Origin of the sequence: Methylothermaceae bacteria B42 (assembly GCA_001566965.1) — a bacterium.
Lineage (GTDB): Bacteria > Pseudomonadota > Gammaproteobacteria > Methylococcales > Methylothermaceae > Methylohalobius.
In genome coordinates, this window is sequence record LSNW01000032.1 from 118075 (window position 1) to 139570 (window position 21496).

Sequence of the window (21496 nt, forward strand, 5' to 3'; positions counted from 1 at the left end):
CGGGAAAGGGCAAGTTTATGTTAGCGCGGTAAATAAAGGAGAGGATTGGGGCAGCTTTTTTGAGAGTCGGTTAAATCCACCGTAGAGCAGATTGCGGTTGGCAATCTGCTCCTAATAGGTGGTGTCGTCCAGATTTTGCAGTGATTAGGCGTGGGTGTACCGGTGACGCTTGCCAAGGCCAAATATCATCATAAATGCGCTTCCAAACAGCCATATAGCTGCCGGGACAGGTACCGCGTGGACGGTTTGCAAGGTAATGGATTCCCCTGGTGCTAATCGGATATCCCACTGGAAAGCAAATTCAACATCGCCTGAAAGTTCGTTTGGCGAAGAATCCAGGGTAGTAATGCCATCATCATCCAATTGATCCAGCAAATCTGGGGCGGTGGCAATGTCCCAGGCGCTGGGTTGAATGCCCTGGATCTTGACAGTCACCGTGGTGCCTTCTTCATCGCTTTGCTCAATGGTGCCTGGCCCAAGGTAACGGGCGGTATCATTGTCAGGAAAAAAATTCACATCCAGGTCGGTGTACTGGAAGAGGGTGAAGCTTGAAGCACCTGCCCCATTATTGGTAAGGGTAAAGTCTTGGATAAACTTGGATTGTCCGCTTGCCGGCGCGCCTCCTTTAAGCCGATAGCGGAGGATTCCCGAGAGATTTCCTGCCTTGTAGGTAAAAGTCGCAGTGTTGTCCGTCGAACCTGAAAATGACATGGCATTAGGGAGAAAAGACTCTCTTGTATCGCCTGGAAAACGAATCCACCAAGTCATTTCATTCAGGTGATTTTCCGTGGTGTCAATTTCCCCATTATCACCATCAACCCACCAGCCGGTTACCCAGCCATCGGGTGGATCACCATCAATTTCAAGTGCCGAGTTTCCATCAGCAAGGGTTATGGCGGCGTGAGCCGGGATTGAAAAGAGCAGAAACATCGAGGTCAAAAGATATAGATTATTGCGCACGGGCACTCTCCTCATTGTTGTTCAAAGCATACGAACGTCCCGGTTCAATTAGCTGGGGTAACTTATTATGGCGGTTTTGGCCTGGTGTTGAGAAATCGGTCAATTTCGTTTGCCGGAGATCATCCTTCAGGGCACTGCGCTGGATCATAAAAATCACTTCTGGAGTTGCAGATTTCATTGCAATCAACACTGGCGCCACTGTGCTTTACATAAAAATTTGGTGCAAAGGCACTGGATTTTCCTTCCGGGACATTATCCCGGGGGAAACCATAGAGCACAATTTTATCATCGGTTCTACTGGATAATTTCCCGTGGTGGTGCCAATCCAGGCTAGTACATGTCCTCCATGGCAATATTGCACAAAGGATAAATATACTTGGGCGCAACTGAATGGCTCCTGAGCAATTCTTGGAATACGTAGGAAGCGGATGTATGACCTATTTTCCTGAAAGGCTAAGCCAATATAACGTAAAAACAATGGCTTGAATTTGATGTGGATCAACTTCAGCGGAGACTCAATGCAGTAAAATTAGCTTTTGATTAAATAATGAATTGAGGTTTTTTTATAATGTATGGCGAACATCATGATTTATTGCACGAGTTTCCGGAACATAAAGACCGTATTCACGCGTTGAAGATCTCGGATCATCACTTCGCCCGCCTGTTTGACGAGTATCATGAAGTTGATAAAGAGATCCGCCGTATTGAACAACAGATTGAAACCCCACCGGATCATTATGTAGAAACCTTGAAGAGGAAACGCCTCCGTCTCAAGGACGAGCTTTACGAGATGATCCAGGCTTGTGCCTGAATCTCCTCTTTATTCCAATTCAGAGCGATGCTAAAGTAGTCCTTTCTCCTAGTGCAGGACTAGGTTTTTCTGGCGAATTATTGTGGAATAACAAATTAAAAGGAGTCGCTCACATGAAACACGAATTACCCCCTTTACCCTATGCGATGGATGCTCTGGAGCCTCATATTTCCAGAGAAACCCTGGAATACCACTACGGCAAGCACCATCAAACCTATGTGACCAATATCAACAATCTGATTGCGGGCACTGAATTTGAGAATATGTCCTTGGAAGAAATCATCTGTAAAGCTTCCGGGCCTATCTTTAACAACGCCGCTCAAGTTTGGAACCACACCTTCTACTGGAATAGCCTGTCACCCAATGGCGGTGGATCGGCCACAGGGGCTGTTGGGGATGCCATCAACCGGGATTTTGGCTCGTTTGACAGCTTCAAAGAGGCCTTTACCAAAGCCGCAGTGACTTTATTCGGTTCCGGCTGGGCCTGGCTGGTAAAGACCCCTGAAGGTAAATTGGAAATCGTCCAGACCAGCAATGCGGGCAACCCCCTCACTGAAGGCAAGACCCCGATTTTGACCTGCGATGTGTGGGAACATGCCTATTACATCGATTACCGCAATGCCCGGCCTAAATATCTGGAAGCCTTTTGGAATTTGGTGAATTGGGATTTCGCCAACCAGAATCTAGGCGCCTGATTTTCTGATTGTAACTGTTCGCCCATGCCGGAAGAAGGCCCCATGGGAGGTTTGGGCAGGACTTTTTTGCAAAGCAGGATTGCGCAGCAAGAAAGTATTCACGGCGTCTTCCGGAACTGACCACCATGGGATCCGTGCAGTTACTTCTGATTTTGTTTTATGCGCCTTCAGGGGGAACCTTGAAGGCGTTTTTCTTTGCCTGAGATTTTGCTTGTTCATGAAAATTGAGGGTATGAAAACGGTATTGGTGACAGGTGCAAATCGGGGTATCGGGCTGGAGTTCGTTCGGCAATATCTTGCGGATCATTGGCAAGTCATCGCTTGCTGCCGTCAGCCGCAACAGGCCGCGGAACTCCAGGCGTTGGCCCGGCAATTTTCAGCCTTGCAAATCCATGCCCTGGATGTGGCCAATCATGCCAGGATAGACGGGTTGGCTGAAGAACTGAGGCAGGAATCCATTGATGTGCTGATTAATAATGCTGGCGTCTATGGTGATCAATCCGGCCGGGGTTTCGGTTCTCTGGATTATCAGCGCTGGCTTGAAGTATTTCGCATCAATACCCAAGGACCGGTAAAGATGAGTGAAGCCTTTCTGCCCCATGTCACGCGGAGCCGGAAAAAATTGATTATCGCGCTAAGTAGCAAAATGGGGAGTATCGGCGATAATACCAGCGGCGGCTGTATCCTTTATCGCTCCACCAAGGCGGCATTGAACGCGGCGTTGAAAAGTATCAGCATTGACCTTCGTCCCCAAGGCGTTGGCGTGTTAATCCTTCATCCCGGTTGGGTGAAGACCGATATGGGCGGTCCCAATGCCTTGATTACCGTGGAAGAGAGTGTCAGCGGCATGCGCCGGATTATTGACCGGTTTCAACTGCCGGATAGCGGTCATTTCCTGGATTATACTGGCAAATTGATTCCTTGGTAGTTGTAAAGCGCTGAAGGTTGACTATGTTTAAAAAAGTATTCCATAGAAGCATAGGGAGAAAATTATGACGCGTTGGTTCCGGATTCTTCTCTTGGCAAGCGTAATGGCAGTGGCATCGGGCAATGCGCATGCGGGAGACAATTATGGCGTAAAAATAGGTAAGAAGCTGGGGATTGGACTGGCTAATATCGCCACCAGTTGGCTGGAAGTCCCAAAATCCATGATTAATACCTATAACCAGGCCAATTTAGTCTTCGGTTTGACGGGGGGCTTGGCGAAGGGCCTGGTCAATATGGGCGGGAGAATTGTTACCGGCGCCATTGATGTGGCCACCTTTCCCTTGCCCACCAAGCCGATCCCACAACCTGCCTTGATTTGGAAGGATTTTGACCAGGATACCCATTATGGAGAAGCGTTCCGGCTGGATTTGAACGATGACGATGAATGAGTTTTGTATCCATCTTTTTCATCAGAGCTAAGAACCGGCCAGTTGGATATTTTGATCGACCTGTAAAATCTTAGCCTTAAGCTCCAATTCCCGGCGCAGCCTCAATTGTTCACGATGGGAGTTGCGCCGTTTTTGATAGGGCCCTATGACTACCCGGTAATATCCTTGGCGCTGTATGATATGTGCCGGAAATGGCGGGCCTTGATGGTGGAGCATGGCTACCATTCGCCGGGCGCTTTCCCGAGATAACTTCTGATCCAAGACCAAATACCATCCCTGGTCCAGCGGTGGAGGGTGATAAGCATGCTGAAATGATTGGGGATGAAGAACCCAAGGTGAATCGGCCAAAAATTGTTTTAAGCCCAAGGCGTCTTTCAGAATCGGCACTGGGATGCCAAGGGCTTGTGCGATGGCCAGATTGACCTTTTCCCAGTCAACAGCCTTTCCCGAGATTTTTTCTTCCTGTTGCAGCCGTTTTTTCAGGGACTTCCATAATTTCAATAATTTATCTCGGCCCTTGGACACGGGCTTGTGGATTTGCAGGAACAATTGCCCGTCACGCCAACCGGTCAAATAGGGTTGATCGACAATGGTCACCGGTGTTCCCACTGCCACTTTGGGGAAAAGCATCGCGATATCCTCCGGATATAACCTGACGCAGCCGTGGCTGATACGCAGTCCCACCCCGTAAGGCTTGTTGGTGCCGTGAATCAAGTAACCTGGGATATTTAAGCGCAATGCATACCGGCCCAAGGGGTTGCCAGGGCCGGGTTTTACTACAGATGGAAGCGGGTCGCCTTTTAATGCGTGCTCCCGGCGAATGGAGGCGGGGACATACCAATTTGGCAGCACCTTCTTTTGAATGATTCTGGTGCGGCCATGGGGAGTTTCCCAGCCCGCACGGCCAATTCCGATGGGGAAGGAAAAAACCTGCCCCGGCGTTTCTGCTGGAAAGTAGAACGAGCGCATGGCGGCAAGGTTTAAAACCATGCCGTTTCTGGGTGCGTCGGGGAGAATAAAAGACAACGGCAAAACGATGGATTGGCCAGGTTGAGGCAGCCATGGATCAATTTCTGGGTTGGCGTCTCTGATGGCTTGAAAACCGATCCCGAAATGACGGGCCACATCTGCCAGGGTATCTCCCGGTTGAAGGGTAAGGCGGACCAGTCTCCCGATCACTGCTTGTTGTTTCGCCAGGGAAAACCTGCGGGTTTCAAGGTCCTGTTCTGGAATGGCGTTGCCATGAAACCAGAGGGGTAATGTTTGGCAGCCGCCCAATAAAAACACTATCCCCAAAACAGGCCAGACATGGAAAAAGGTTCGGATTTTCATAAGCTAAATTATTTGCCTGTTTCCAGTCTTTTCTCAATCACGAATAACCGGGGCGGGTGGCGGCGGTTAATCGGAATTTCACACTGCCAGTGAAATTGCCGGGTATTTAAAGCGTTTAACCAACTGCCGATTTGTTCGGCTTCTTCCTCGCCCCCCGGATGCCCGGTATAAGCGATAATGGTGATGCGGCCCCCTGAGGCCAATACCTGGCAGCTTTGCGCCAAGGCCGAGCGGGTGGTTTCAGGTTGGGTGATGATGCGTTTATCCCCGCCGGGGAGATATCCCAAATTAAACATGATGGCCTTGACCTTTCCATGCCATTGCCTGGGCAGCCATTGCGCCATGGTTTCATGACCCGCCAGGATCCATTCGATGGGGGCGGTATTTTTTTCCATTTCAAGACGTTGTTGGGCGGATTGCAGGGCATTGGGTTGAATATCGGCGGCGAATACCCGTCCATTGGGCGCAGTCAATTTTGCCAAAAACAAGGTGTCGTATCCATTCCCCGCTGTGGCATCGATGGCGCAGTCATCAATACCTGCGACTTCACGAATCCATTGGTGCGCGCGCTTAGTGAGCGAGCCGGTCATGGTAGCGTTCGATATCAACGTGGGTGGGTAAAGGTTGATCATGAAGAAAGAAGTCCCGCAAGCATTGGCTGTAGTAGGGTATTTGCAGCCCGCCTTTGGAGCCGAATCCATTAAATAGGACAAGCTGAGGAAAACCGGGGTGACATCCCATGATGGGTTGTTGGTCCAAGGTATTGGGGCGAATGCCGGTTTTTTGCTCGATACAATCAACCTGGATAGGTTTTTGGAACATTTGCTTTAGTTGACTGAGTAAATAATTTTTTCCGGTTTGGCTGGGCTTCTCATCCAGGGGGTGCCATTGATAGGTGGCGCCGATTCTGAATATTCCCGCCTGCAAGGGCAATAACCAGATGCCGCGACTGACGGTGAAAGGAGGGAGGGGATCGAAGCTTTGACAGGTAATAATGTCTCCCTGGCTTGGTTGCCAGGGTAGTGATTGAAACCACGGGTTTTGAGCCACCCGCCAGCCTTCGCAAAAAATAATCTTTTTGGCTTTATAAGCGTTCCATTGCACTTGATCGTGATCCTTTTTGAGCTGGTTGAATGCCAATTTTTCCCGTACCAACAGGTTTCGTTCCACAAGCCAGTGTTGCACAGCCTCACATAGTAGATGACTGGCAATATAACCGGTTTGCCTGATCCAGAGACCGCCGACATTGTCGTTCAATCCGTATCCGGCGCTGCCTGGGGGCTGAAAATCGCCGAGATAGGCGGAATAAGCTGGGTCTTGCTGCCGCTTCAATGCCTTGTTTTTATCCGATTCATCCTGGAATAACCGCAATAATGGCTTTGTAATATAAAGCTGGCGGTTTAATTGGTCGCCGAGATTTTGATAGAAGCCACAGGCGAAAGGTAATAAAGTGTCCATATGGCTGGTTTTAACCCACCGTTTCCCCGTCACCGGCGTAATCAATCCCGCCGCCACGCGGGAAGCACTGCTTAATTGCCCGTCCACCACCAAAACTTTCGCGCCAGCCTGATACAATTGCCAGGCCAAAATACTGCCTGCCAACCCTTGGCCTACAATCAGAAAATCATAAATCAAAAGTACTTCCCGTACAGAGTCAAAGTGTGCGCGAATCCATAAGCGTTAAGCCGTATTGGCAATTGTATAATAATCAGGACGATGCGATTTACATCTGGATTTTGTGTATCATTTGCAAATTTGTTCTTTTGTGATCAAAATCCTATGAGAATTAACGGGTCAGCTATCTCTAAGAACGCATTCCAATAGGCATTGTTTAGGGAGGGACATGGACCGGCTTTTGGGAATGTTGGCGGCCTGGATGGCCGCCATCAAGCCCTCAAGGATGAGTTTACGGCGTTTCCCAAAAGCCGGTCCATGTCCCGGTTGAGATGGACTCGAAGTGTCAGAGCATGCTTTTGCGTCAAGACGAAAGCTTTGAACAGGAAAATCATTGATGCAAATATTATTAAGTAATGACGACGGCTACACCGCCAAGGGATTGGTTTATCTGGCGGAGGCGCTGAGCAACCGTGCATCGGTGGTGGTCGTGGCGCCGGACAGGAATCGGAGTGGCGCCAGCAACTCGCTCACCCTGGACCGGCCCTTGCGGGCCAGCATCACTGAAAACGGGTTTATTCGCGTGGACGGCACGCCCACCGATTGCGTGCATCTGGCCATTACCGGCCTGTTGGAAGAAGAGCCGGCCATGGTTTTCGCAGGTATAAATCACGGTGCGAACCTGGGTGATGACGTCCTATATTCGGGCACGGTAGCCGCAGCGACCGAAGGCCGCTTTTTAGGATTGCCGGCGGTCGCCATATCCCTGGCGGGAGAAGACCCCAGCCATTTTGATACCGCGGCGGCGGTGGCAGTGCGGTTGTTTGACCGGATTCAGGAAAAACCCTTGCCCCGGGATACGATTTTGAATGTCAATGTGCCCGATATCCCGCTATCCATGCTCAAGGGTTTTCAATCCACTCGCCTAGGGCAAAGGCATAAGGCCGAACCTGTGATTAAAGACCAAGATCCCCGTGGCCGCACCATTTATTGGGTGGGGCCTGCCGGTCCCGAGCAAGATGCAGGTCCGGGCACGGATTTTTATGCTATCCGCGCCAATTATGTGTCGGTAACCCCACTGCAAATTGATTTGACCCGCTATGACGCCATTGACGCGATTGCTTCCTGGCTGCCAAAAGAGGAAGCGTTATGATCCAGGCGCGGCAAGGCTTTGGCATGACATCACGCCGCACCCGGGAGCGGATGATCCGGCGGCTGAAACAACAAGGAATTATGAATCCCGCAGTACTGGAGGCCATGGCCCAGGTTCCCCGCCATTTATTTGTGGAAGAAGCCCTCGCCAGCCGCGCCTATGAAGATACCGCCTTGCCCATTGGCTTCGGCCAGACCATTTCCCAGCCGTTTACCGTCGCCCGTATGACGGAATTGGCCATTGGCGGCCGTCGACCCGCCAAAGTGCTGGAGGTGGGGACGGGTTCCGGTTATCAAACCGCGGTGCTGGCCCACTTGGCGACAACCGTTTATACCGTGGAAAGAATTGAGGCGTTACAGAAAAAAGCCCGTTTCCGGCTTTATGAATTAAAAATCTACAACGTCAAATATGACCACAGCGATGGCGGATGGGGGTGGCCCAGACACGCTCCTTTTGACGCCATTGTGGTGACCGCGGCGGCGCCGGAAATTCCCGAAGCCCTGTTACAGCAGATGGCGCTGGGCGGGGTCATGGTGATTCCCGTGGGAGAAGGCCGGGATCAAGTCTTAAAGCGCATCGTCAGGAGCGCCAAGGGTTGTGAAGTGGAGGACATCGAGCGAGTCAAGTTCGTGCCCCTGATGGCAGGCAGGGGCTGATGTTTGACCGCATTTACCGCAAGGCCATGGCATGGGCCCGTCACCACCGGGCGCCTTGGTTTCTGGCCGGGTTGAGTTTTGCCGAATCTTCTTTTTTCCCCATTCCACCTGATATCATGCTCGTCCCCATGGCCTTGGCCGAGCCCAAAAAAGCCTGGCGGCTGGCGCTGCTGACCACTATTTTTTCTGTATTGGGGGGGATGCTGGGTTATGGGATTGGCTATTTCGCCATGGAAATCGTCACCCCCTGGATCCACCAATTAGGCTATTGGGAAGCGTACAGCACCGCCCGCCAATGGTTCCAGCGCTGGGGATTCTGGGCGGTGTTTTTGGCAGGTTTTTCTCCCATTCCTTACAAGGTATTCACGATTGCCGCCGGCGCGATGGCGATGAATCCCGTGCTGTTTTTACTGGCTTCCTTGATAGGCAGGGGTGGCCGGTTTTTTCTGGTCGCTGGTTTGGTGGCTTGGGGCGGAGAGCGTTTGGAACAGGGGCTCTACCGCCATATCAACCGCATAGGCTGGATCGCTGTCATAGTCGTGGCGGTTGGTTTGCTGGGCTACCGCCTACTCGCGCGCGGCTGATTGGTTTCCGGTTATTTGCTTTCGGATCCACTTATACCACTTGTCTAAACCCTCTCCTTTGGTGGCGGAAACCAGCAGAACCTGTATATCGGGATTGACCGAGCGGGCATATTGAATACATTGCGCCACATCGAAATCGACATAAGGAAGCAGGTCGATTTTATTGATGAGCATTAACCTGGCAGCCCGGAACATATGGGGGTACTTGATGGGTTTATCTTCGCCCTCCGTCACTGACAGAATCACCACCTTGCTTTGCTCGCCCAGGTCAAACAGGGCGGGGCATACTAGGTTGCCCACATTTTCAATCATCACGATGGATTTGGCAGGGGGAGCCAATTTTTCGAGAGCATTGGCAATCATTTCTGCATCCAAATGACAACCCGCGCCGGTGTTGATTTGAATCACCCGGCAACCCGTTGACCGTATCCGCTGCGCATCGTTGGCGGTTTCCTGGTCGCCTTCAATAACACTCAAGGAAAGTGTGTCGCCCAAATCCCGGAGCGTGCGCTCCAGTAACGTGGTCTTACCGGCACCCGGGGAGCTGACTAAATTCAGCGCCAGAATATGCTGTTCCTGGAGCCAGTCGCGGTTTTGCCTGGCCAACTGATCGTTTTTTGCCAGTAGCGCTGCTTCCAAATTGATGGTGCGTTCCTGGGGCGGTGAATGATGATGGTTATGTCCGGACGGATGGCAGTGGTGATGGTGGTGTTCATGTCCATGACCATGACTTATCTTCGGTGAGGCAGTCAGATAGATAGTCGCCGTATTGGCGTTATCCAGGCGGGCTATCCTGACATTGTTATGATCGCTGCATCCGCAAGTGGCGCACATGATAATACCTCCTCAATTTAACAGATTCTGGGCAACGGATCGCCTACCATCATATCCACAATTCTGTCCCCTCCGAACCGGGTAGTCAAAATTACTGTGGCTTTGGGCGAGGCTTTCACTTCCCCGATGATGGCACTGTGACGGCCTGCTGGGTGACGTTGCATGACGTTTAGCACCTCGGCTGATTTTTCCGCCGGCACCACCGCAACAATTTTCCCTTCATTCGCCAAGTATAAAGGGTCCAGGCCAAGAATTTCACAAAGACCGCGGACTTCTTGCCGCACCGGAATCACGCTTTCATCCAGGTGGATACCCACTTCGCTGGCTTGGGCGAATTCATTCAAAACGGTGGCGATCCCTCCCCGGGTGGCGTCGCGCAGGCAGTGAATATCGGGGCAGGCTTTAAGCATGGCGGCAATCAAGTCATTGAGAGGGCGGCAATCAGAAGCGATGGTATATTCCAGAGCCATTTCACCCCGGGCATCGGCAATGGCGGCGCCATGATCCCCGACAAAACCATTGATAAGCACTTTATCGCCAGGTTGGGCGCGATTGGCGCCGATTTGAAACCGGGAAGGAATAATTCCGATGCCGGTGGTATTGATAAAAAGCTTATCCGCGGCGCCGCGGTTGACTACCTTGGTATCACCGGTGACGATGGCCACCCCGGCTTCGTCGGCGGTGGCCTTCATGGAATCGGCAATCCGTTTGAGATCGCTTACCGACATCCCTTCCTCAATAATCATGCCGCAGCTCAAATACAGGGGTTTCGCACCGCCGACGGCCAGGTCATTGACGGTGCCGGCCACAGCCAATCGGCCGATATCGCCACCGGGAAAAAACAGGGGATCCACCACATAAGAATCCGTGGTCAAAGCCAGCTTATCGCCTTCATCCATGGGTTTGGCCAGCAATAATCGGGCTTGGTCTTCCATCTGGGATAAATATGGGTTGGCAAAGCTGGCGACAAAAATTCCACTGATTAATTCCCGCATGGCCCGGCCGCCACTGCCGTGGGCCAGGGTAACGGTGTCGGCGTGGATTGCGGTGTTTTTGGGCTTCATGATGCTTTACCCATCAAGGAGATGCTGGGCTGAACGGTTTTTTCCCGGCGGTCGATTTTTTCCCGTCGGCCAAAATTATAAAAAGCCGCGCAAGCCCCTTCGGAGGATACCATCAGCGCGCCTTGGGGGGTTTCTGGCGTACACTGGCGCCCAAACAAGGGGCATTGCCACGGGTGGAGAACGCCTTTGAGTACATCTGCGCACTGATGAGGTTCCTCTGAAACCGGTTTCAGGACGGCGAGGGGAAATTTGCGCTCGGCGTCGAAAGCGGCATATTTTTCCCTTATGCGAACCCCGGAATTTTGAATCATGCCAAGCCCGCGTAGGGCAGCGTGTACATTCGCTTCGAATACCTCCGCCATGGCTTTCAGCCCGGTCGGATTGCCTTGCTCGCTGACGACCCGGGTATATTGATTTTCCACCGCTGCGCGCCCTTCATGGAATTGCTTGAGCAGCATCCAAAGGGACTGGAGGATATCCAGGGGTTCAAAGCCGGTAATGACAATGGGTTTTTGGTAACGGTTGGCAACGATGTCAAAAGGCCTTTCGCCAATCACCATGCTGACGTGGCCCGGGGCGATAAAACCGTCGATCTCGAAATCTTCCGAGTCCAACAGGGTTTTGAGCGTGGGGATGGTGGTCACGTGGTTGCAAAACAGGGAGAAATTACCAATATTTTCAGCCCTCGCCTGCAACACCGTCAGAGCTGTGCTGGGCATGGTGGTTTCAAACCCAAGGGCAAAGAATATCACTTCCCGGTTTGGGTGCTTTCTTGCCAGAGTCAATGCATCGAGAGGCGAGTACACCATGCGGATGTCCGCGCCTTCGGCTTTGGCCTGAAGCAAGCTTTTCTCACTGCCCGGTACCCGCATGGCGTCGCCAAAGGTGGTGAAAATTACTTCCGGGCGTTGGGCAAGCGCAATACAGGCATCCACCCGATCCCTAGGCAAAATACAAACCGGGCAGCCGGGTCCGTGAATGAGTTCGATTGAATCGGGGAGCATGGGTTCGATCCCATAGCGGAAAATAGTATGGGTATGCCCGCCGCAAAATTCCATCAAGCGGATGGGACGAGTTTGACCGTGGGATAGTTGTTCGGCCAGGCGATGAATTTCCCGGATCAGGGCCTTGGCTTTTTGGGGCTCCCGGAATTCGTCAATGTATTTCATGCCGCAGCCTTGCAATTATTGTCTGCCGGGAATTGGAGAAGTTGGGGCGGTAATGTTATCCGCTTCTGCTTGAAATTCCCCCAGCTCATCGAGCAATCTCAAGGTGGATTGTGCCTCCACTTCGTCAATCCGGCTCATGGCGAAGCCGACATGAACCAATACCCAATCACCGAGACACGCTTCCACAGGATGATCTTCATCGACGATACAGGCGATGTTGACGGGTCTTTTCACACCGCCGATATTGACCGTGGCAAGGTTGTTTTCTTTATCGATGATGGCGACGATTTGACCGGGGATGCCTAGACACATGTTTTGTCCTCCGCGCCAGATAAATTACGAGCCGCGCCAATGACAGCTTGCCCCAGCGCAATGCCACCGTCATTGGCGGGAATTTGCCGGTGGGTAAAAACTTTATAATGCGCTTGTTTGAGGCGCGCCACAACCTGTTCCAGCAAATGTTTATTTTGAAAAACTCCGCCGCTAAGGACAACTTTTTCGAATAATGATGGCTGGACTACGTCATCTAAACACGTAAAGGATTGATTGAAGGGGCGGGTGGTCTGATTCGAAAGCCTCGCCGGCAGGGAGGCCGGCGTGGAGCCTACAGGGGCGAGCCGGACCAAAAGTCCAGTGGACTTTCGCAGCCGGGCGAGCGCCCAAACAGGGATATTTGGGCTGGACTTTCTTGCACAGCAGGATTGCGCAGCAAGAAAGTATTCACGGCGTTTTTCGAAACAGACCACCCGCCCCGGAATGAATAGATCACGGAGCCCTGATAATGATGGGTGATGACCGGCCAGGGTTTCCACCATGGTGACGATAGCCATGGCCAATCCTTTGTGGAAACGCGCGGCAATGACGGGAGCGGGCAGGTTGGATTTGAGATCTTGCAGCAATTGCCGCCACATCGGGTGAGGATCAATATGGGGAAGGGTATCAGGTGGGGTCAGGATGGCAAAAGGATAGGCGTGGGTATCTGCTTCCTCCCATAACACCTTTCTATCAGTGATCGCTTCCAATTCCATGGCCGCTTGGCCTTCATAACTAATGTTTTCCCGGCAAATACCAAGGGCAGCAGCCACCGCATCAAACCAGCGCCCGCAAGAGGAAGTCAGCGGCGAATAAGCAGGGGTGTCGAGCACGGTCTGATAGGTTGCCAAGGGTTTGGTCAAAAGATACCGGGTAAGTTCGAGATCGCGGTATTTGCTGACATAAGCCGCCCAATCCATCCCCGCCAGCAAATGGGCGTAGGTGTTACGCCAGGGTTGGCGGATAGCCTGAATGCCGCCCATCAAGGGGAAGGGCTTGAAGATGCCCAAGCGCCGGGCGTTGCAATAATCGGCGAGTAAAAATTCTCCTCCCCATAAAGTATTGTCTTCGCCATACCCCAGCCCGTCCAAAACGATGCCCAGCACTGGCTTTGCCGATAACGGCACCTGATGTTCAGCAAGACACGCGGCAATGTGGGCATGATGATGCTGTACTTTGCGTAACGGAATATCTTCGCTCTGAGCCAGCTGCTCTCCCACTTTGCTGGAAAGATATTCAGGGTGGGCGTCCACGATGATTTGAACGGGATGATGCTGGTAAAGCTGTTGGTAGAGGGCAAGTTGGCGTTGATAATCGGCTAGGGTTGCCGCGTTTTCCAGGTCACCAATATGTTGGGACAAAATCGCTTGACCCTTCTTCACCACGCAAAATGTGTTTTTGAGCTCGCTACCCATGGCTAATAGATCGGGACAGGGCTCAAATCCTTCCGGCAATGTCAGAGAAGTAGGCGCGTAACCCCTTGCCCGCCGCAGTACCCGGGGTTCCCCATCCATCACACGGACGACTGAATCATCCACCCGGTTGATGATTTCCCGGTTGTGATGCAGAAAATGGGATGCAATTCTCTTAAGGCTAGTAGTTGCTTCATCATTATCGATACACTGAGGCTCATTACTCATGTTCCCCGAAGTGAGTACGATTGGACTATCCAAGGGTTTGAGCAGGAGATGATGCAGTGGAGAATAGGGAAGCATGAAGCCCAGGGTGGTTTGTCCGGGCGCAATGGTATCTGGCAACAGCCCTGGCCTGGCTTCCAGAAGCACGATGGGCGCTGCCGGGCTGGTCAGCAACTGTGCTTCTGCTTCCGAAACCAAGCAATAGCGGCGAATGACATCCAGATCCCGGGCCATCAGGGCGAAAGGTTTGGCGTCTCGATGCTTGTGTCGCCTGAGCCAGGAAATGGCCACAGGGTTGGTGGCGTCACAAGCCAGGTGATAGCCGCCAATGCCTTTGATAGCGACGATTTCTCCTTGGCGTAACAAGGTGCGGGCAAGTTCGATGGCCTCATAGTGATTGCTGGAAATCACCTTTTCCGGCTTTTCCAACCAAACTCTGGGGCCACATTCCGGGCAAGCATTGGGTTGGGCATGGTAACGGCGGTCCGCCGGGTTGTCATATTCTTGTTGACAGGACGGGCACAGGGTAAAAGCCGCCATGCTGGTATTGGCCCGGTCATAAGGAATGGCTTTGATAATGGAGAGGCGCGGGCCGCATTGAGTGCAATTGGTGAAAGGATAATGGAAGTGCCGGTTATGGGGATCGAACACTTCTTCAAGACAAGCCGGGCAAGTGGCGGCATCGGGTGTGATGCCGGTTAAGGCAGCTTCGCTTTGGCTGGCGACAATCTGGAAGTCATCCGGATGATTGGTACTATTAAGCTTTTGGCTTTCTATTGCCTCAATGTTTGCCAGCAAAGGTTTTTCCATCAACAGCCGCTGAATTAAAACATCGATTGCGCGCTGGCCTGCCCAAGCCTGAATCACCACGCCTTCGCCGTCGTTGAACACCCGGCCTTTGATGCCAATTTCCTTGGCCAATCGCCAAACCAGGGGACGGAAACCGACGCCTTGCACCGTGCCCCGGATTCTGATTTGTTCGCCTGCCAAGGAAGTGGTTGAACTTGGAGCTGAATAATCAATCATAAACCTAGATTACCGGAAAAAGTGAAATGAGGTCTAACTGGCTAGGACTACCTCCCCCGGCTTGAGTAGATGACGGGGCCCTGTCTAACCGGCCTATTTGACTTAAATGGTAAGCAAGCGTAAATTTTAAAAGTCAATGGCTGAAAATAGGTAAATACCCATGTTTGAGTTCTTTGATGCCTTCAATGCCTATGCCGCGACCCACCCAGAGGTGCTTAAGGTCATGCACATTTTGTTCTGGCTGCGTTGGTGGGTATTCGTGATTATGATGGGCGTGTTTGTGTATATGATTTTTCAATACAACCGACCCATGGTGGCGATTCGTAAAAAGGAAGAAGCGCTGAAAAAAGCAAGGCGGCATCGATTTATCGCTTGAAAAAGCCCTTTCCAGTCCCCATTTAGCCGGAAGTATTCAGTGGAGTATTTCCGGCTTTTTCGTGATTCCATTTTTGAACGTCGACAATAACATACCAAGATTTGACCGAAAATGAGTACGAATTCTTCATCCAGACAAACCATTGGCTTTCAGGCCGAAGTCAAACAACTGCTGCAATTAATGATCCACTCCTTATACAGCAATAAGGAGATTTTTCTGCGGGAGTTGATTTCCAACGCCGCCGACGCCGCCGAGAAACTGCGGTTCCAGTCATTGTCCGATGAAACCCTGCTGGAAGGGGATAGCGATCTGAAAATCCGGGTGGATTATGACAAAGCGGCCCGTATCCTTACCGTCAGTGACAATGGCATCGGCATGAGCCGGGAGGAAGTGATCGAGAATATCGGCACCATAGCCCGCTCGGGCACCCGGCAGTTTTTCGAATCCATGACCGGTGATACGGCCAAAGACAGCCAATTGATTGGCCAATTCGGGGTGGGGTTCTATTCTTCTTTTATCGTCGCCGACCGGGTGACGCTCGAGACTCGCAGGGCAGGCGTGCCGCCTTCGGAAGGCGTGCGCTGGGAATCCGCCGGGGAAGGTGAATTTACGCTTGAGGCGATTGAAAGGCCCCAGCGCGGGACAAGCGTTACGCTTCATTTGCGGGAAGGGGAGGATGAATTCCTCGATGGTTTCCGGTTGCGGCAAATCATCAAAAAGTTCTCAGACCACATTGCCTTGCCCATTGTCATGAAAAAAGAGGGGCCAGATGGCAAGAAGCTCGATGAAGACGAGGTGGTCAACAGTGCTTCTGCCCTTTGGGCGAGATCCAAGGAAGAAATTTCCAATCAGGATTACGAAGAATTCTATAAGCACGTCGCCCACGATTTTCAGCCGCCGCTGGCCCATGTCCATAGCCGGGTGGAAGGCACCAACGAATACACCTTGTTGCTATATATTCCCTCCCATGCCCCATTTGATCTTTGGGACCGCGAGCCCCGGCATGGGGTCAAGCTCTATGTGCGGCGGGTCTTCATTATGGAAGATCCCAAACTGATGCCCCGTTACCTGCGTTTTGTCCGTGGGGTGATTGATTCCGACAGTTTGCCGCTGAATGTTTCCCGGGAAATCCTTCAGGAAAACAAAGCCTTGGATCGGATTCGCGCCGGCGCGGTGAAAAAGGTGCTCGGTCTTTTGGAAGATCTGGTCCGCAATCATCCGGAAAAATTCCGTACCTTCTGGCAAGCATTTGGTACGGTCTTGAAGGAAGGGGTTATTGAGGATGTCCAAAACCAGGGCAGAATTGCCAAGCTCCTGCGTTTTGCTTCCACCTATGATGAATCGGAAGAGCAAAATGTGTCTTTGGCCGACTATGTTTCGCGAATGAAAGAAGGCCAGGAGAAGATCTATTATCTGGTGGCGGAAAATCCTCAAGCCGCCAAAAACAGTCCTCATTTGGAGGTTTTTCGGGAAAAAGACATCGAGGTGCTGTTGCTCTGGGAACCCGTGGATGAGTGGCTGGTGGCCCATCTGACGGAGTTTGACGGCAAGCCATTGCAATCGGTTGCCAAGGGCGAACTGGATTTGGGCAAGCTCAGCGATGAAGGGGAGAAAAAGGCCCACGAGTTGGTGGAACAGGCGTTTGCTTCCACCCTGGAGAAAATCAAGAAGGTGTTGGGCGACAAGGTGGCCGAGGTCAAGCTCAGCCAACGTTTGAAAGATTCTCCGGCTTGTCTGGTACTGGATGCTTACGGTTTAAGCCGGCGCATGGAAACCATTCTCAAATCCTCCGGTCAGCCGGGATTGCCTACGAGTAAACCTATTTTTGAAATCAATGCGAAACATCCCTTGGTCAAGCAATTGCAAGATGAAGTAGATTCAAGCCGGTTTGAGGATTTGGTATGGCTTTTGTATGACCAGGCTATACTGGCGGAAGGCGGGCAACTGGATGATCCGGCCGCCTTTGTTAAACGGCTGAACCAAATTCTTCAGCAAACATTAGAAAAGCACTGAACAATTTATTATGTAAATTCCCATCGTACAAGAAACGAAAATTCCATTTTTCGTTTCTTGTACGAAATCAATTGATTGACGTAACTGATTTTAGCGGTACATCTCTGTAGCTCACAGGGTTGAGAATGAATCGAGATTCTTCTGAGAAAATTGAAGAATCGAATCTTTCCTTAGCAAATCTTAATGAATTGGGTGATAATCTCTATTGCCACTCGCTGCAAATTTGCGGCGAGCCATTCAATAATAAGGCAAAAAGAGGAGGTTTATTATGCTTAAACTGCAACCGAATATCGGTAAGACCGACCGGATGATCAGAATTTTCGCCGGCGTGGTTATCGTCGGCTTGGGTCTTTATTTTAAAAGCTGGTGGGGGGTTGTAGGACTCATCCCCATTGCTACTGCGGTGCTGCGCTGGTGTCCAGCTTATGAACCGTTGAAAATTAGCACAGTGGAAGACGAAGAAAAGGCGGAACAAAGCAGCTAATTGCTTCGAGCCAACAGGGAAATTGCAGAAAGCCGTTTCCCTGTTGGTTATTTTTTCTTGCAGTCTCTCTGAAAACGAATACAATATCCCTTCCCTCAGGCGCGTAGCTCAGTGGGAGAGCGCTGCCTTCACACGGCAGAGGTCGGCAGTTCAATCCTGCCCGCGCCTACCAATTCCAATCCTTCAGCATTTTTTTCCAATAAAGCCCCATCAAAAGACTGCGCAGGGTCATGAAGGTTGTAAAAGCAATCCACAGTCCGTCATTGCCCAGATCCCGCAGCCACCACCAAACCGGCAGATAACCTAGCAGGACGCTCAAGAATATGGCATTGCGCATTTCTCTGGCGCGGGTCAGGCCCACAAAAACCCCGTCGAAGAGAAAGCTCCATACCGATATGAGCGGCAGCAGGGCAACAAAAAGTTGATAGGATTTTGCTGTTTCGCGTACCGCCATTTGGGTCGTCATCAGGGCGATTAACCGGTCACCGGCAAAAATATAGGCGATACAAAATAAAATCGCCCCGCCCAAAGACCATTGTGCCGCGGCTATTACCGTTTGCCGCAGTTTACGAACGTTTCCGGCGCCGTGAAATTTTCCTACCAGCGCTTCGCAAGCGTGGGCAAAACCATCCAGTACATAGGCCATCAAGCTTTGAAAATTTAACAATACGGTGTTAGCGGCCAGTATTACATCTCCCAAGCGGGCGCTTTGGGCGGTGAAAAAGGCGAAGCTGAATATCAACAATAAGGTACGAATAAACAGGTTGAAGTTGATGGCTATCAATGGCCGAAAGCCCGCCCAGGATATCAACTGCCGCCAATCAAAAGCCGTGGGGAAATAGCGCAGTTTGCGGGCGGCAAATACTAAACCGCACAACAAGCTGCTATATTCAGCAGTCACCGAAGCGGCGGCCACGCCTGCCACCTGCCACTGCCAATGGAGAACAAACACAATGTCCAAGACGATATTGGTGAGGTTTGCCAGTACCGTCAGAAACAGGGGGATCTTGGTGTTTTGCAGACCAATGAACCAGCCAATCAGCACGTAATTCAGTAAAGTGGCCGGAGCGCTGAAAATACGAATCTCGTAATATCGGTAAGCCAGACTTTCTGCTGATTGGCTCGCGTGAATCCATTGAAAAGCCAGATCGGCAATTGGTTGCCTTAGCAGTATCAAAAGGGCTGCCAATAACAGCGCTAAAACAATGGCGCGGGCAAGAACCAGTCTAATCTCTCCATACCTTTCTCCTCCCAACGCCTGGGCGGTTAGACCGCTGGTGCCCATGCGCAAAAATCCAAATCCCCAGTAGAGAAAGCTGAAAATGACCCCGCCCAAGGCAATCGCGCCAATAAAAGCCGGATGATCCAGCCGCCCCATCACCGCGGTATCCACCATGCCTAAAAGGGGGACTGACAAATTAGAAATAATCAGGGGGAAAGAGAGTTGCCAGATTCTCTGGTGAGTTGAAAGATAGCGCACAACACCCGGGGAATTAAAAAAGCCACCATATCGATGGTGGCCAGGGCTCCGTCATCTATTTAAGCTGGGGCAGGTGGTCTGATTCGAAAAACGCCGTAAATACGTCCCTGTAGGCTCCACGCCGGCCTCCCTGCCGGCGAGGTTTTAGAATCAGACCACCTGCCCCGGCAATCAATACCTTGCGTGTTTGAATGACACGGTCCTGCGATGGTGGCTTTTGGGTTTTAACCTCAAACGGGATGGATTAAAGTTAATCTTTTAATACAAAGGTTACTTTCAGTCTGACACGATATTCGACAATTTTGCCATTGTCCAGGACTACCTTATGGTCGCTGACCCAAGCGCCTTTAACGTTTTCCAGGGTTTTATTGGCGCGTTCCACGCCTTCTTTGACAGCTTCGTCAAAGCTGACGGGGGAGGAAGCAATGATTTCTGTGACTTTAGCTACTGACATATTCAGCTCCTTGTTTTGTGTTTAACTCCGCGGATTAAGAAAGTGGAATGCGGATTTTTTGTCCAGGAAAAATTTTGTCAGGGTCCTGGATGACTTCACGGTTGGCCTCGAAAATCTTGGTGTAGGCCATAGGGTCACCATAGTAACGCTTGGCAATCAAGGAAAGGGAATCTCCCTTTTGAATCACATAATATTCCACGTTGGCCTCAGCGGGGGCGGCTTCTTCAACCTGAATTTCATTGACCACATTGGCGACGCCTTTGATGTTGCCCGCCATCAAAATTGCTTTTTCCACCGCCTCGTAGGAATTTGCTTTACCTTTGAGGAACGCAGACTCATCCTGATAACCAACTTCCAGATTCTCAATACCCGGATTGTTGGCTTCGATATGTTGTTTGATTTTTTCCGCGGCTTCCGCGTCACTGGTGAAAAGTTTTTGGCCGACATCGGCAATAAAATCAAATAGTCCCATAGTGATCTCCTTTTTTATAAAAATTTCCGTGCAATATTAAAAATATCATCCACAACGCTGCCGTCATCGTCCATATCCAGAAATTCCATGAAAGTGGCGGTTATACTGGTTTCTTCAACCACAGCAGTAGGATTGTTGGGGTTGATGGCCCCCCGTTTTTGGCCTTCCTTGCCTAACGCACCCATGGCTAACGTTGCTACCATTGGCAGCAGTTGTTTAATGATGCTAGGATCGGTGCCAGCTTTTTCCGCTACCTGGGAAGCCACCGCGCGGCTAACATCCTTGCTGCCGAACAGCTGACCAAGGATGGAATTGCCTTCCTGAATTGTTTCGTCTTGGGCTAGCACTTCAGGTTTGTCCAAAACTTCCTGGACATTACCTTGGGCCATCTTGTTTACCAGGTTGCCAAGTTGGGAAGGGTCGTTCAGATTGCGTTTCAGGCCTTGGCCCAATGCCGGCACCAGCATGGAAAGCACTTGGCTGGCCTGGTTTTCCGGCAGGCCGACTTTTTTGGCCATTTGGCTGATGATAGCGTCACCGCCATTTTCCAGAATTAAATTGAGTAAATTCATGGGCTAATCTCCTAATATTCCAAAATCTTGGGCAATTGTTTTGCCTGTTTAATCCAGTCTTCCACTTGGGACTGGGTAGGAGTCTGCTTTACAAGATGCTCCTTTTCGTTAATTTCTTCAATCTTTTTATGAAGATTGTCGGCGCGGCGGGTTGCCAACTCCTTGACAGTATCGACGCCGGCTTTTTCCAGCAGATTGGAATAGGCCGAGCCTATCCCCTTGATTCTCGCCAGATCAGCGCGGTTGGCCAGTTCTAAAATATCCCGGGCGGAAACCCCGCACCGTTGAGCTAAAGCTTGCCTTTGCTTAGGGGTTTTCGCGGCCTCGAGTAGCTGATCACTGTTGCTGATTCCGGCTTCCTTGAGCTTTTCTTCTAAATCTGGCGTCATGCCAATCAGTTCGTTTAACGCTATCGCCATAAC

Annotated in this window: 25 protein-coding genes and 1 tRNA gene; 11 read left to right on the plus strand and 15 right to left on the minus strand. The window is 51.2% G+C overall.

The features are described from left to right. Positions 1 to 144: 144 nt before the first annotated feature. Positions 145 to 960, minus strand: coding sequence for a hypothetical protein (locus AXA67_11740; GenBank protein ID KXJ39729.1), 816 nt, complete (start codon positions 958 to 960; stop codon positions 145 to 147). Continuing rightward, on the minus strand, positions 950 to 1138 hold the full coding sequence (locus AXA67_11745; GenBank protein ID KXJ39730.1) for a hypothetical protein: 189 nt from the start codon (positions 1136 to 1138) through the stop codon (positions 950 to 952). Before AXA67_11745 ends, AXA67_11740 begins: the two co-directional genes overlap by 11 nt. A gap of 390 nt (positions 1139 to 1528) precedes the next feature. On the opposite strand from AXA67_11745, the gene AXA67_11750 reads away from it, so the two are divergent. The 4 genes from AXA67_11750 (at position 1529) to AXA67_11765 (ending at position 3842) form a co-directional block, all read left to right on the plus strand. Then, positions 1529 to 1771, plus strand: a complete 243-nt coding sequence (locus AXA67_11750; GenBank protein KXJ39731.1) for a GTP-binding protein — start codon at positions 1529 to 1531, stop codon at positions 1769 to 1771. Positions 1772 to 1884: 113 nt separating this feature from the next. After that, on the plus strand, positions 1885 to 2466 hold the full coding sequence (locus tag AXA67_11755; protein ID KXJ39732.1) for a superoxide dismutase: 582 nt from the start codon (positions 1885 to 1887) through the stop codon (positions 2464 to 2466). A 232-nt stretch (positions 2467 to 2698) separates the two neighbouring features. Beyond that, positions 2699 to 3394: a short-chain dehydrogenase gene (locus tag AXA67_11760; GenBank protein KXJ40174.1), complete on the plus strand. Its 696-nt coding sequence runs from the start codon at positions 2699 to 2701 to the stop codon at positions 3392 to 3394. A 64-nt stretch (positions 3395 to 3458) separates the two neighbouring features. After that, a complete protein-coding gene (locus AXA67_11765) occupies positions 3459 to 3842 on the plus strand; it encodes a hypothetical protein (protein ID KXJ39733.1) in 384 nt (127 codons plus the stop codon). 27 nt (positions 3843 to 3869) lie between these two features. Here AXA67_11765 and AXA67_11770 read toward each other — a convergent pair whose 3' ends face one another. Genes AXA67_11770 through AXA67_11780 form a run of 3 tightly spaced genes read right to left on the minus strand, consistent with a single transcriptional unit; the run spans position 3870 to position 6809 of the window. Continuing rightward, positions 3870 to 5174, minus strand: coding sequence for a hypothetical protein (locus AXA67_11770; protein ID KXJ39734.1), 1305 nt, complete (start codon positions 5172 to 5174; stop codon positions 3870 to 3872). Positions 5175 to 5182: 8 nt separating this feature from the next. Then, on the minus strand, positions 5183 to 5806 hold the full coding sequence (locus AXA67_11775; protein ID KXJ39735.1) for a hypothetical protein: 624 nt from the start codon (positions 5804 to 5806) through the stop codon (positions 5183 to 5185). Next, positions 5745 to 6809 (minus strand): hypothetical protein, encoded by a 1065-nt coding sequence (locus tag AXA67_11780; protein ID KXJ39736.1) that lies wholly within the window; start codon positions 6807 to 6809, stop codon positions 5745 to 5747. The genes AXA67_11775 and AXA67_11780 overlap by 62 nt, the downstream gene beginning before the upstream one ends. Positions 6810 to 7185: 376 nt before the next feature. On the opposite strand from AXA67_11780, the gene AXA67_11785 reads away from it, so the two are divergent. Genes AXA67_11785 through AXA67_11795 form a run of 3 tightly spaced genes read left to right on the plus strand, consistent with a single transcriptional unit; the run spans position 7186 to position 9181 of the window. Continuing rightward, positions 7186 to 7941 carry a 5'/3'-nucleotidase SurE gene (locus AXA67_11785; protein KXJ39737.1) on the plus strand — a complete coding sequence of 252 codons (756 nt, stop codon included), beginning with the start codon at positions 7186 to 7188 and terminating at the stop codon, positions 7939 to 7941. Further along, complete coding sequence (pcm, locus tag AXA67_11790; GenBank protein ID KXJ39738.1) at positions 7938 to 8597, plus strand: protein-L-isoaspartate O-methyltransferase; 660 nt, start codon at positions 7938 to 7940, stop codon at positions 8595 to 8597. The genes AXA67_11785 and pcm overlap by 4 nt, the downstream gene beginning before the upstream one ends. Beyond that, on the plus strand, positions 8597 to 9181 hold the full coding sequence (locus tag AXA67_11795; GenBank protein KXJ39739.1) for a hypothetical protein: 585 nt from the start codon (positions 8597 to 8599) through the stop codon (positions 9179 to 9181). The genes pcm and AXA67_11795 overlap by 1 nt, the downstream gene beginning before the upstream one ends. Here AXA67_11795 and AXA67_11800 read toward each other — a convergent pair. From AXA67_11800 to AXA67_11820, 5 genes are read right to left on the minus strand one after another with little or no spacing between them, the layout of a single operon-like run. After that, entirely contained in the window at positions 9164 to 10015 is an 852-nt protein-coding gene (locus AXA67_11800) for a hypothetical protein (protein KXJ39740.1), read from the minus strand. The genes AXA67_11795 and AXA67_11800 overlap by 18 nt on opposite strands. A gap of 17 nt (positions 10016 to 10032) precedes the next feature. After that, positions 10033 to 11079 carry a hydrogenase expression/formation protein HypE gene (locus tag AXA67_11805; protein ID KXJ39741.1) on the minus strand — a complete coding sequence of 349 codons (1047 nt, stop codon included), beginning with the start codon at positions 11077 to 11079 and terminating at the stop codon, positions 10033 to 10035. Beyond that, positions 11076 to 12248: a hydrogenase formation protein HypD gene (locus AXA67_11810; GenBank protein ID KXJ39742.1), complete on the minus strand. Its 1173-nt coding sequence runs from the start codon at positions 12246 to 12248 to the stop codon at positions 11076 to 11078. Before AXA67_11810 ends, AXA67_11805 begins: the two co-directional genes overlap by 4 nt. A 15-nt stretch (positions 12249 to 12263) precedes the next feature. Beyond that, positions 12264 to 12560: a hypothetical protein gene (locus AXA67_11815; GenBank protein KXJ39743.1), complete on the minus strand. Its 297-nt coding sequence runs from the start codon at positions 12558 to 12560 to the stop codon at positions 12264 to 12266. Beyond that, positions 12551 to 15223 (minus strand): hypothetical protein, encoded by a 2673-nt coding sequence (locus tag AXA67_11820; protein KXJ39744.1) that lies wholly within the window; start codon positions 15221 to 15223, stop codon positions 12551 to 12553. The genes AXA67_11815 and AXA67_11820 overlap by 10 nt, the downstream gene beginning before the upstream one ends. A 160-nt stretch (positions 15224 to 15383) precedes the next feature. Here AXA67_11820 and AXA67_11825 point away from each other — a divergent pair, with 160 nt between their 5' ends. From AXA67_11825 to AXA67_11840, 4 genes are all read left to right on the plus strand, one after another. Then, positions 15384 to 15599, plus strand: coding sequence for a hypothetical protein (locus AXA67_11825; GenBank protein ID KXJ39745.1), 216 nt, complete (start codon positions 15384 to 15386; stop codon positions 15597 to 15599). 111 nt (positions 15600 to 15710) lie between these two features. After that, positions 15711 to 17612, plus strand: a complete 1902-nt coding sequence (locus AXA67_11830) for a molecular chaperone HtpG (protein KXJ39746.1) — start codon at positions 15711 to 15713, stop codon at positions 17610 to 17612. Between the two features lie 268 nt (positions 17613 to 17880). Further along, complete coding sequence (locus AXA67_11835; GenBank protein KXJ39747.1) at positions 17881 to 18096, plus strand: hypothetical protein; 216 nt, start codon at positions 17881 to 17883, stop codon at positions 18094 to 18096. 97 nt (positions 18097 to 18193) lie between these two features. Then, positions 18194 to 18268, plus strand: a tRNA-Val gene (locus tag AXA67_11840). Here AXA67_11840 and AXA67_11845 read toward each other — a convergent pair. The 5 genes from AXA67_11845 to AXA67_11865 form a co-directional block, all read right to left on the minus strand. Continuing rightward, entirely contained in the window at positions 18263 to 19474 is a 1212-nt protein-coding gene (locus tag AXA67_11845; GenBank protein KXJ39748.1) for a hypothetical protein, read from the minus strand. The two genes, AXA67_11840 and AXA67_11845, sit on opposite strands and share 6 nt — an antisense overlap. 352 nt (positions 19475 to 19826) lie before the next feature. Then, positions 19827 to 20030, minus strand: coding sequence for a hypothetical protein (locus AXA67_11850; GenBank protein KXJ39749.1), 204 nt, complete (start codon positions 20028 to 20030; stop codon positions 19827 to 19829). A 34-nt stretch (positions 20031 to 20064) separates the two neighbouring features. Further along, a complete protein-coding gene (locus AXA67_11855) occupies positions 20065 to 20502 on the minus strand; it encodes a peptidoglycan-binding protein LysM (GenBank protein ID KXJ39750.1) in 438 nt (145 codons plus the stop codon). Between the two features lie 14 nt (positions 20503 to 20516). Continuing rightward, positions 20517 to 21074 (minus strand): hypothetical protein, encoded by a 558-nt coding sequence (locus AXA67_11860; GenBank protein ID KXJ39751.1) that lies wholly within the window; start codon positions 21072 to 21074, stop codon positions 20517 to 20519. An 11-nt stretch (positions 21075 to 21085) separates the two neighbouring features. Then, positions 21086 to 21493: a ferredoxin gene (locus tag AXA67_11865; GenBank protein KXJ39752.1), complete on the minus strand. Its 408-nt coding sequence runs from the start codon at positions 21491 to 21493 to the stop codon at positions 21086 to 21088. Between the last annotated feature and the right edge of the window lie 3 nt (positions 21494 to 21496).

Coding starts and splice junctions, on each gene's coding strand:
- AXA67_11745 (KXJ39730.1), bottom strand. CDS start 1,138: ATGAAATCTGCAACTCCAGAAGTGATTTTTATGATCCAGCGCAGTGCC.
- AXA67_11750 (KXJ39731.1), top strand. CDS start 1,529: ATGTATGGCGAACATCATGATTTATTGCACGAGTTTCCGGAACATAAA.
- AXA67_11755 (KXJ39732.1), top strand. CDS start 1,885: ATGAAACACGAATTACCCCCTTTACCCTATGCGATGGATGCTCTGGAG.
- AXA67_11760 (KXJ40174.1), top strand. CDS start 2,699: ATGAAAACGGTATTGGTGACAGGTGCAAATCGGGGTATCGGGCTGGAG.
- AXA67_11765 (KXJ39733.1), top strand. CDS start 3,459: ATGACGCGTTGGTTCCGGATTCTTCTCTTGGCAAGCGTAATGGCAGTG.
- AXA67_11770 (KXJ39734.1), bottom strand. CDS start 5,174: ATGAAAATCCGAACCTTTTTCCATGTCTGGCCTGTTTTGGGGATAGTG.
- AXA67_11775 (KXJ39735.1), bottom strand. CDS start 5,806: ATGATCAACCTTTACCCACCCACGTTGATATCGAACGCTACCATGACC.
- AXA67_11785 (KXJ39737.1), top strand. CDS start 7,186: ATGCAAATATTATTAAGTAATGACGACGGCTACACCGCCAAGGGATTG.
- pcm (KXJ39738.1), top strand. CDS start 7,938: ATGATCCAGGCGCGGCAAGGCTTTGGCATGACATCACGCCGCACCCGG.
- AXA67_11795 (KXJ39739.1), top strand. CDS start 8,597: ATGTTTGACCGCATTTACCGCAAGGCCATGGCATGGGCCCGTCACCAC.
- AXA67_11800 (KXJ39740.1), bottom strand. CDS start 10,015: ATGTGCGCCACTTGCGGATGCAGCGATCATAACAATGTCAGGATAGCC.
- AXA67_11805 (KXJ39741.1), bottom strand. CDS start 11,079: ATGAAGCCCAAAAACACCGCAATCCACGCCGACACCGTTACCCTGGCC.
- AXA67_11810 (KXJ39742.1), bottom strand. CDS start 12,248: ATGAAATACATTGACGAATTCCGGGAGCCCCAAAAAGCCAAGGCCCTG.
- AXA67_11815 (KXJ39743.1), bottom strand. CDS start 12,560: ATGTGTCTAGGCATCCCCGGTCAAATCGTCGCCATCATCGATAAAGAA.
- AXA67_11820 (KXJ39744.1), bottom strand. CDS start 15,223: ATGATTGATTATTCAGCTCCAAGTTCAACCACTTCCTTGGCAGGCGAA.
- AXA67_11825 (KXJ39745.1), top strand. CDS start 15,384: ATGTTTGAGTTCTTTGATGCCTTCAATGCCTATGCCGCGACCCACCCA.
- AXA67_11830 (KXJ39746.1), top strand. CDS start 15,711: ATGAGTACGAATTCTTCATCCAGACAAACCATTGGCTTTCAGGCCGAA.
- AXA67_11835 (KXJ39747.1), top strand. CDS start 17,881: ATGCTTAAACTGCAACCGAATATCGGTAAGACCGACCGGATGATCAGA.
- AXA67_11845 (KXJ39748.1), bottom strand. CDS start 19,474: ATGGGGCGGCTGGATCATCCGGCTTTTATTGGCGCGATTGCCTTGGGC.
- AXA67_11850 (KXJ39749.1), bottom strand. CDS start 20,030: ATGTCAGTAGCTAAAGTCACAGAAATCATTGCTTCCTCCCCCGTCAGC.
- AXA67_11855 (KXJ39750.1), bottom strand. CDS start 20,502: ATGGGACTATTTGATTTTATTGCCGATGTCGGCCAAAAACTTTTCACC.
- AXA67_11860 (KXJ39751.1), bottom strand. CDS start 21,074: ATGAATTTACTCAATTTAATTCTGGAAAATGGCGGTGACGCTATCATC.
- AXA67_11865 (KXJ39752.1), bottom strand. CDS start 21,493: ATGGCGATAGCGTTAAACGAACTGATTGGCATGACGCCAGATTTAGAA.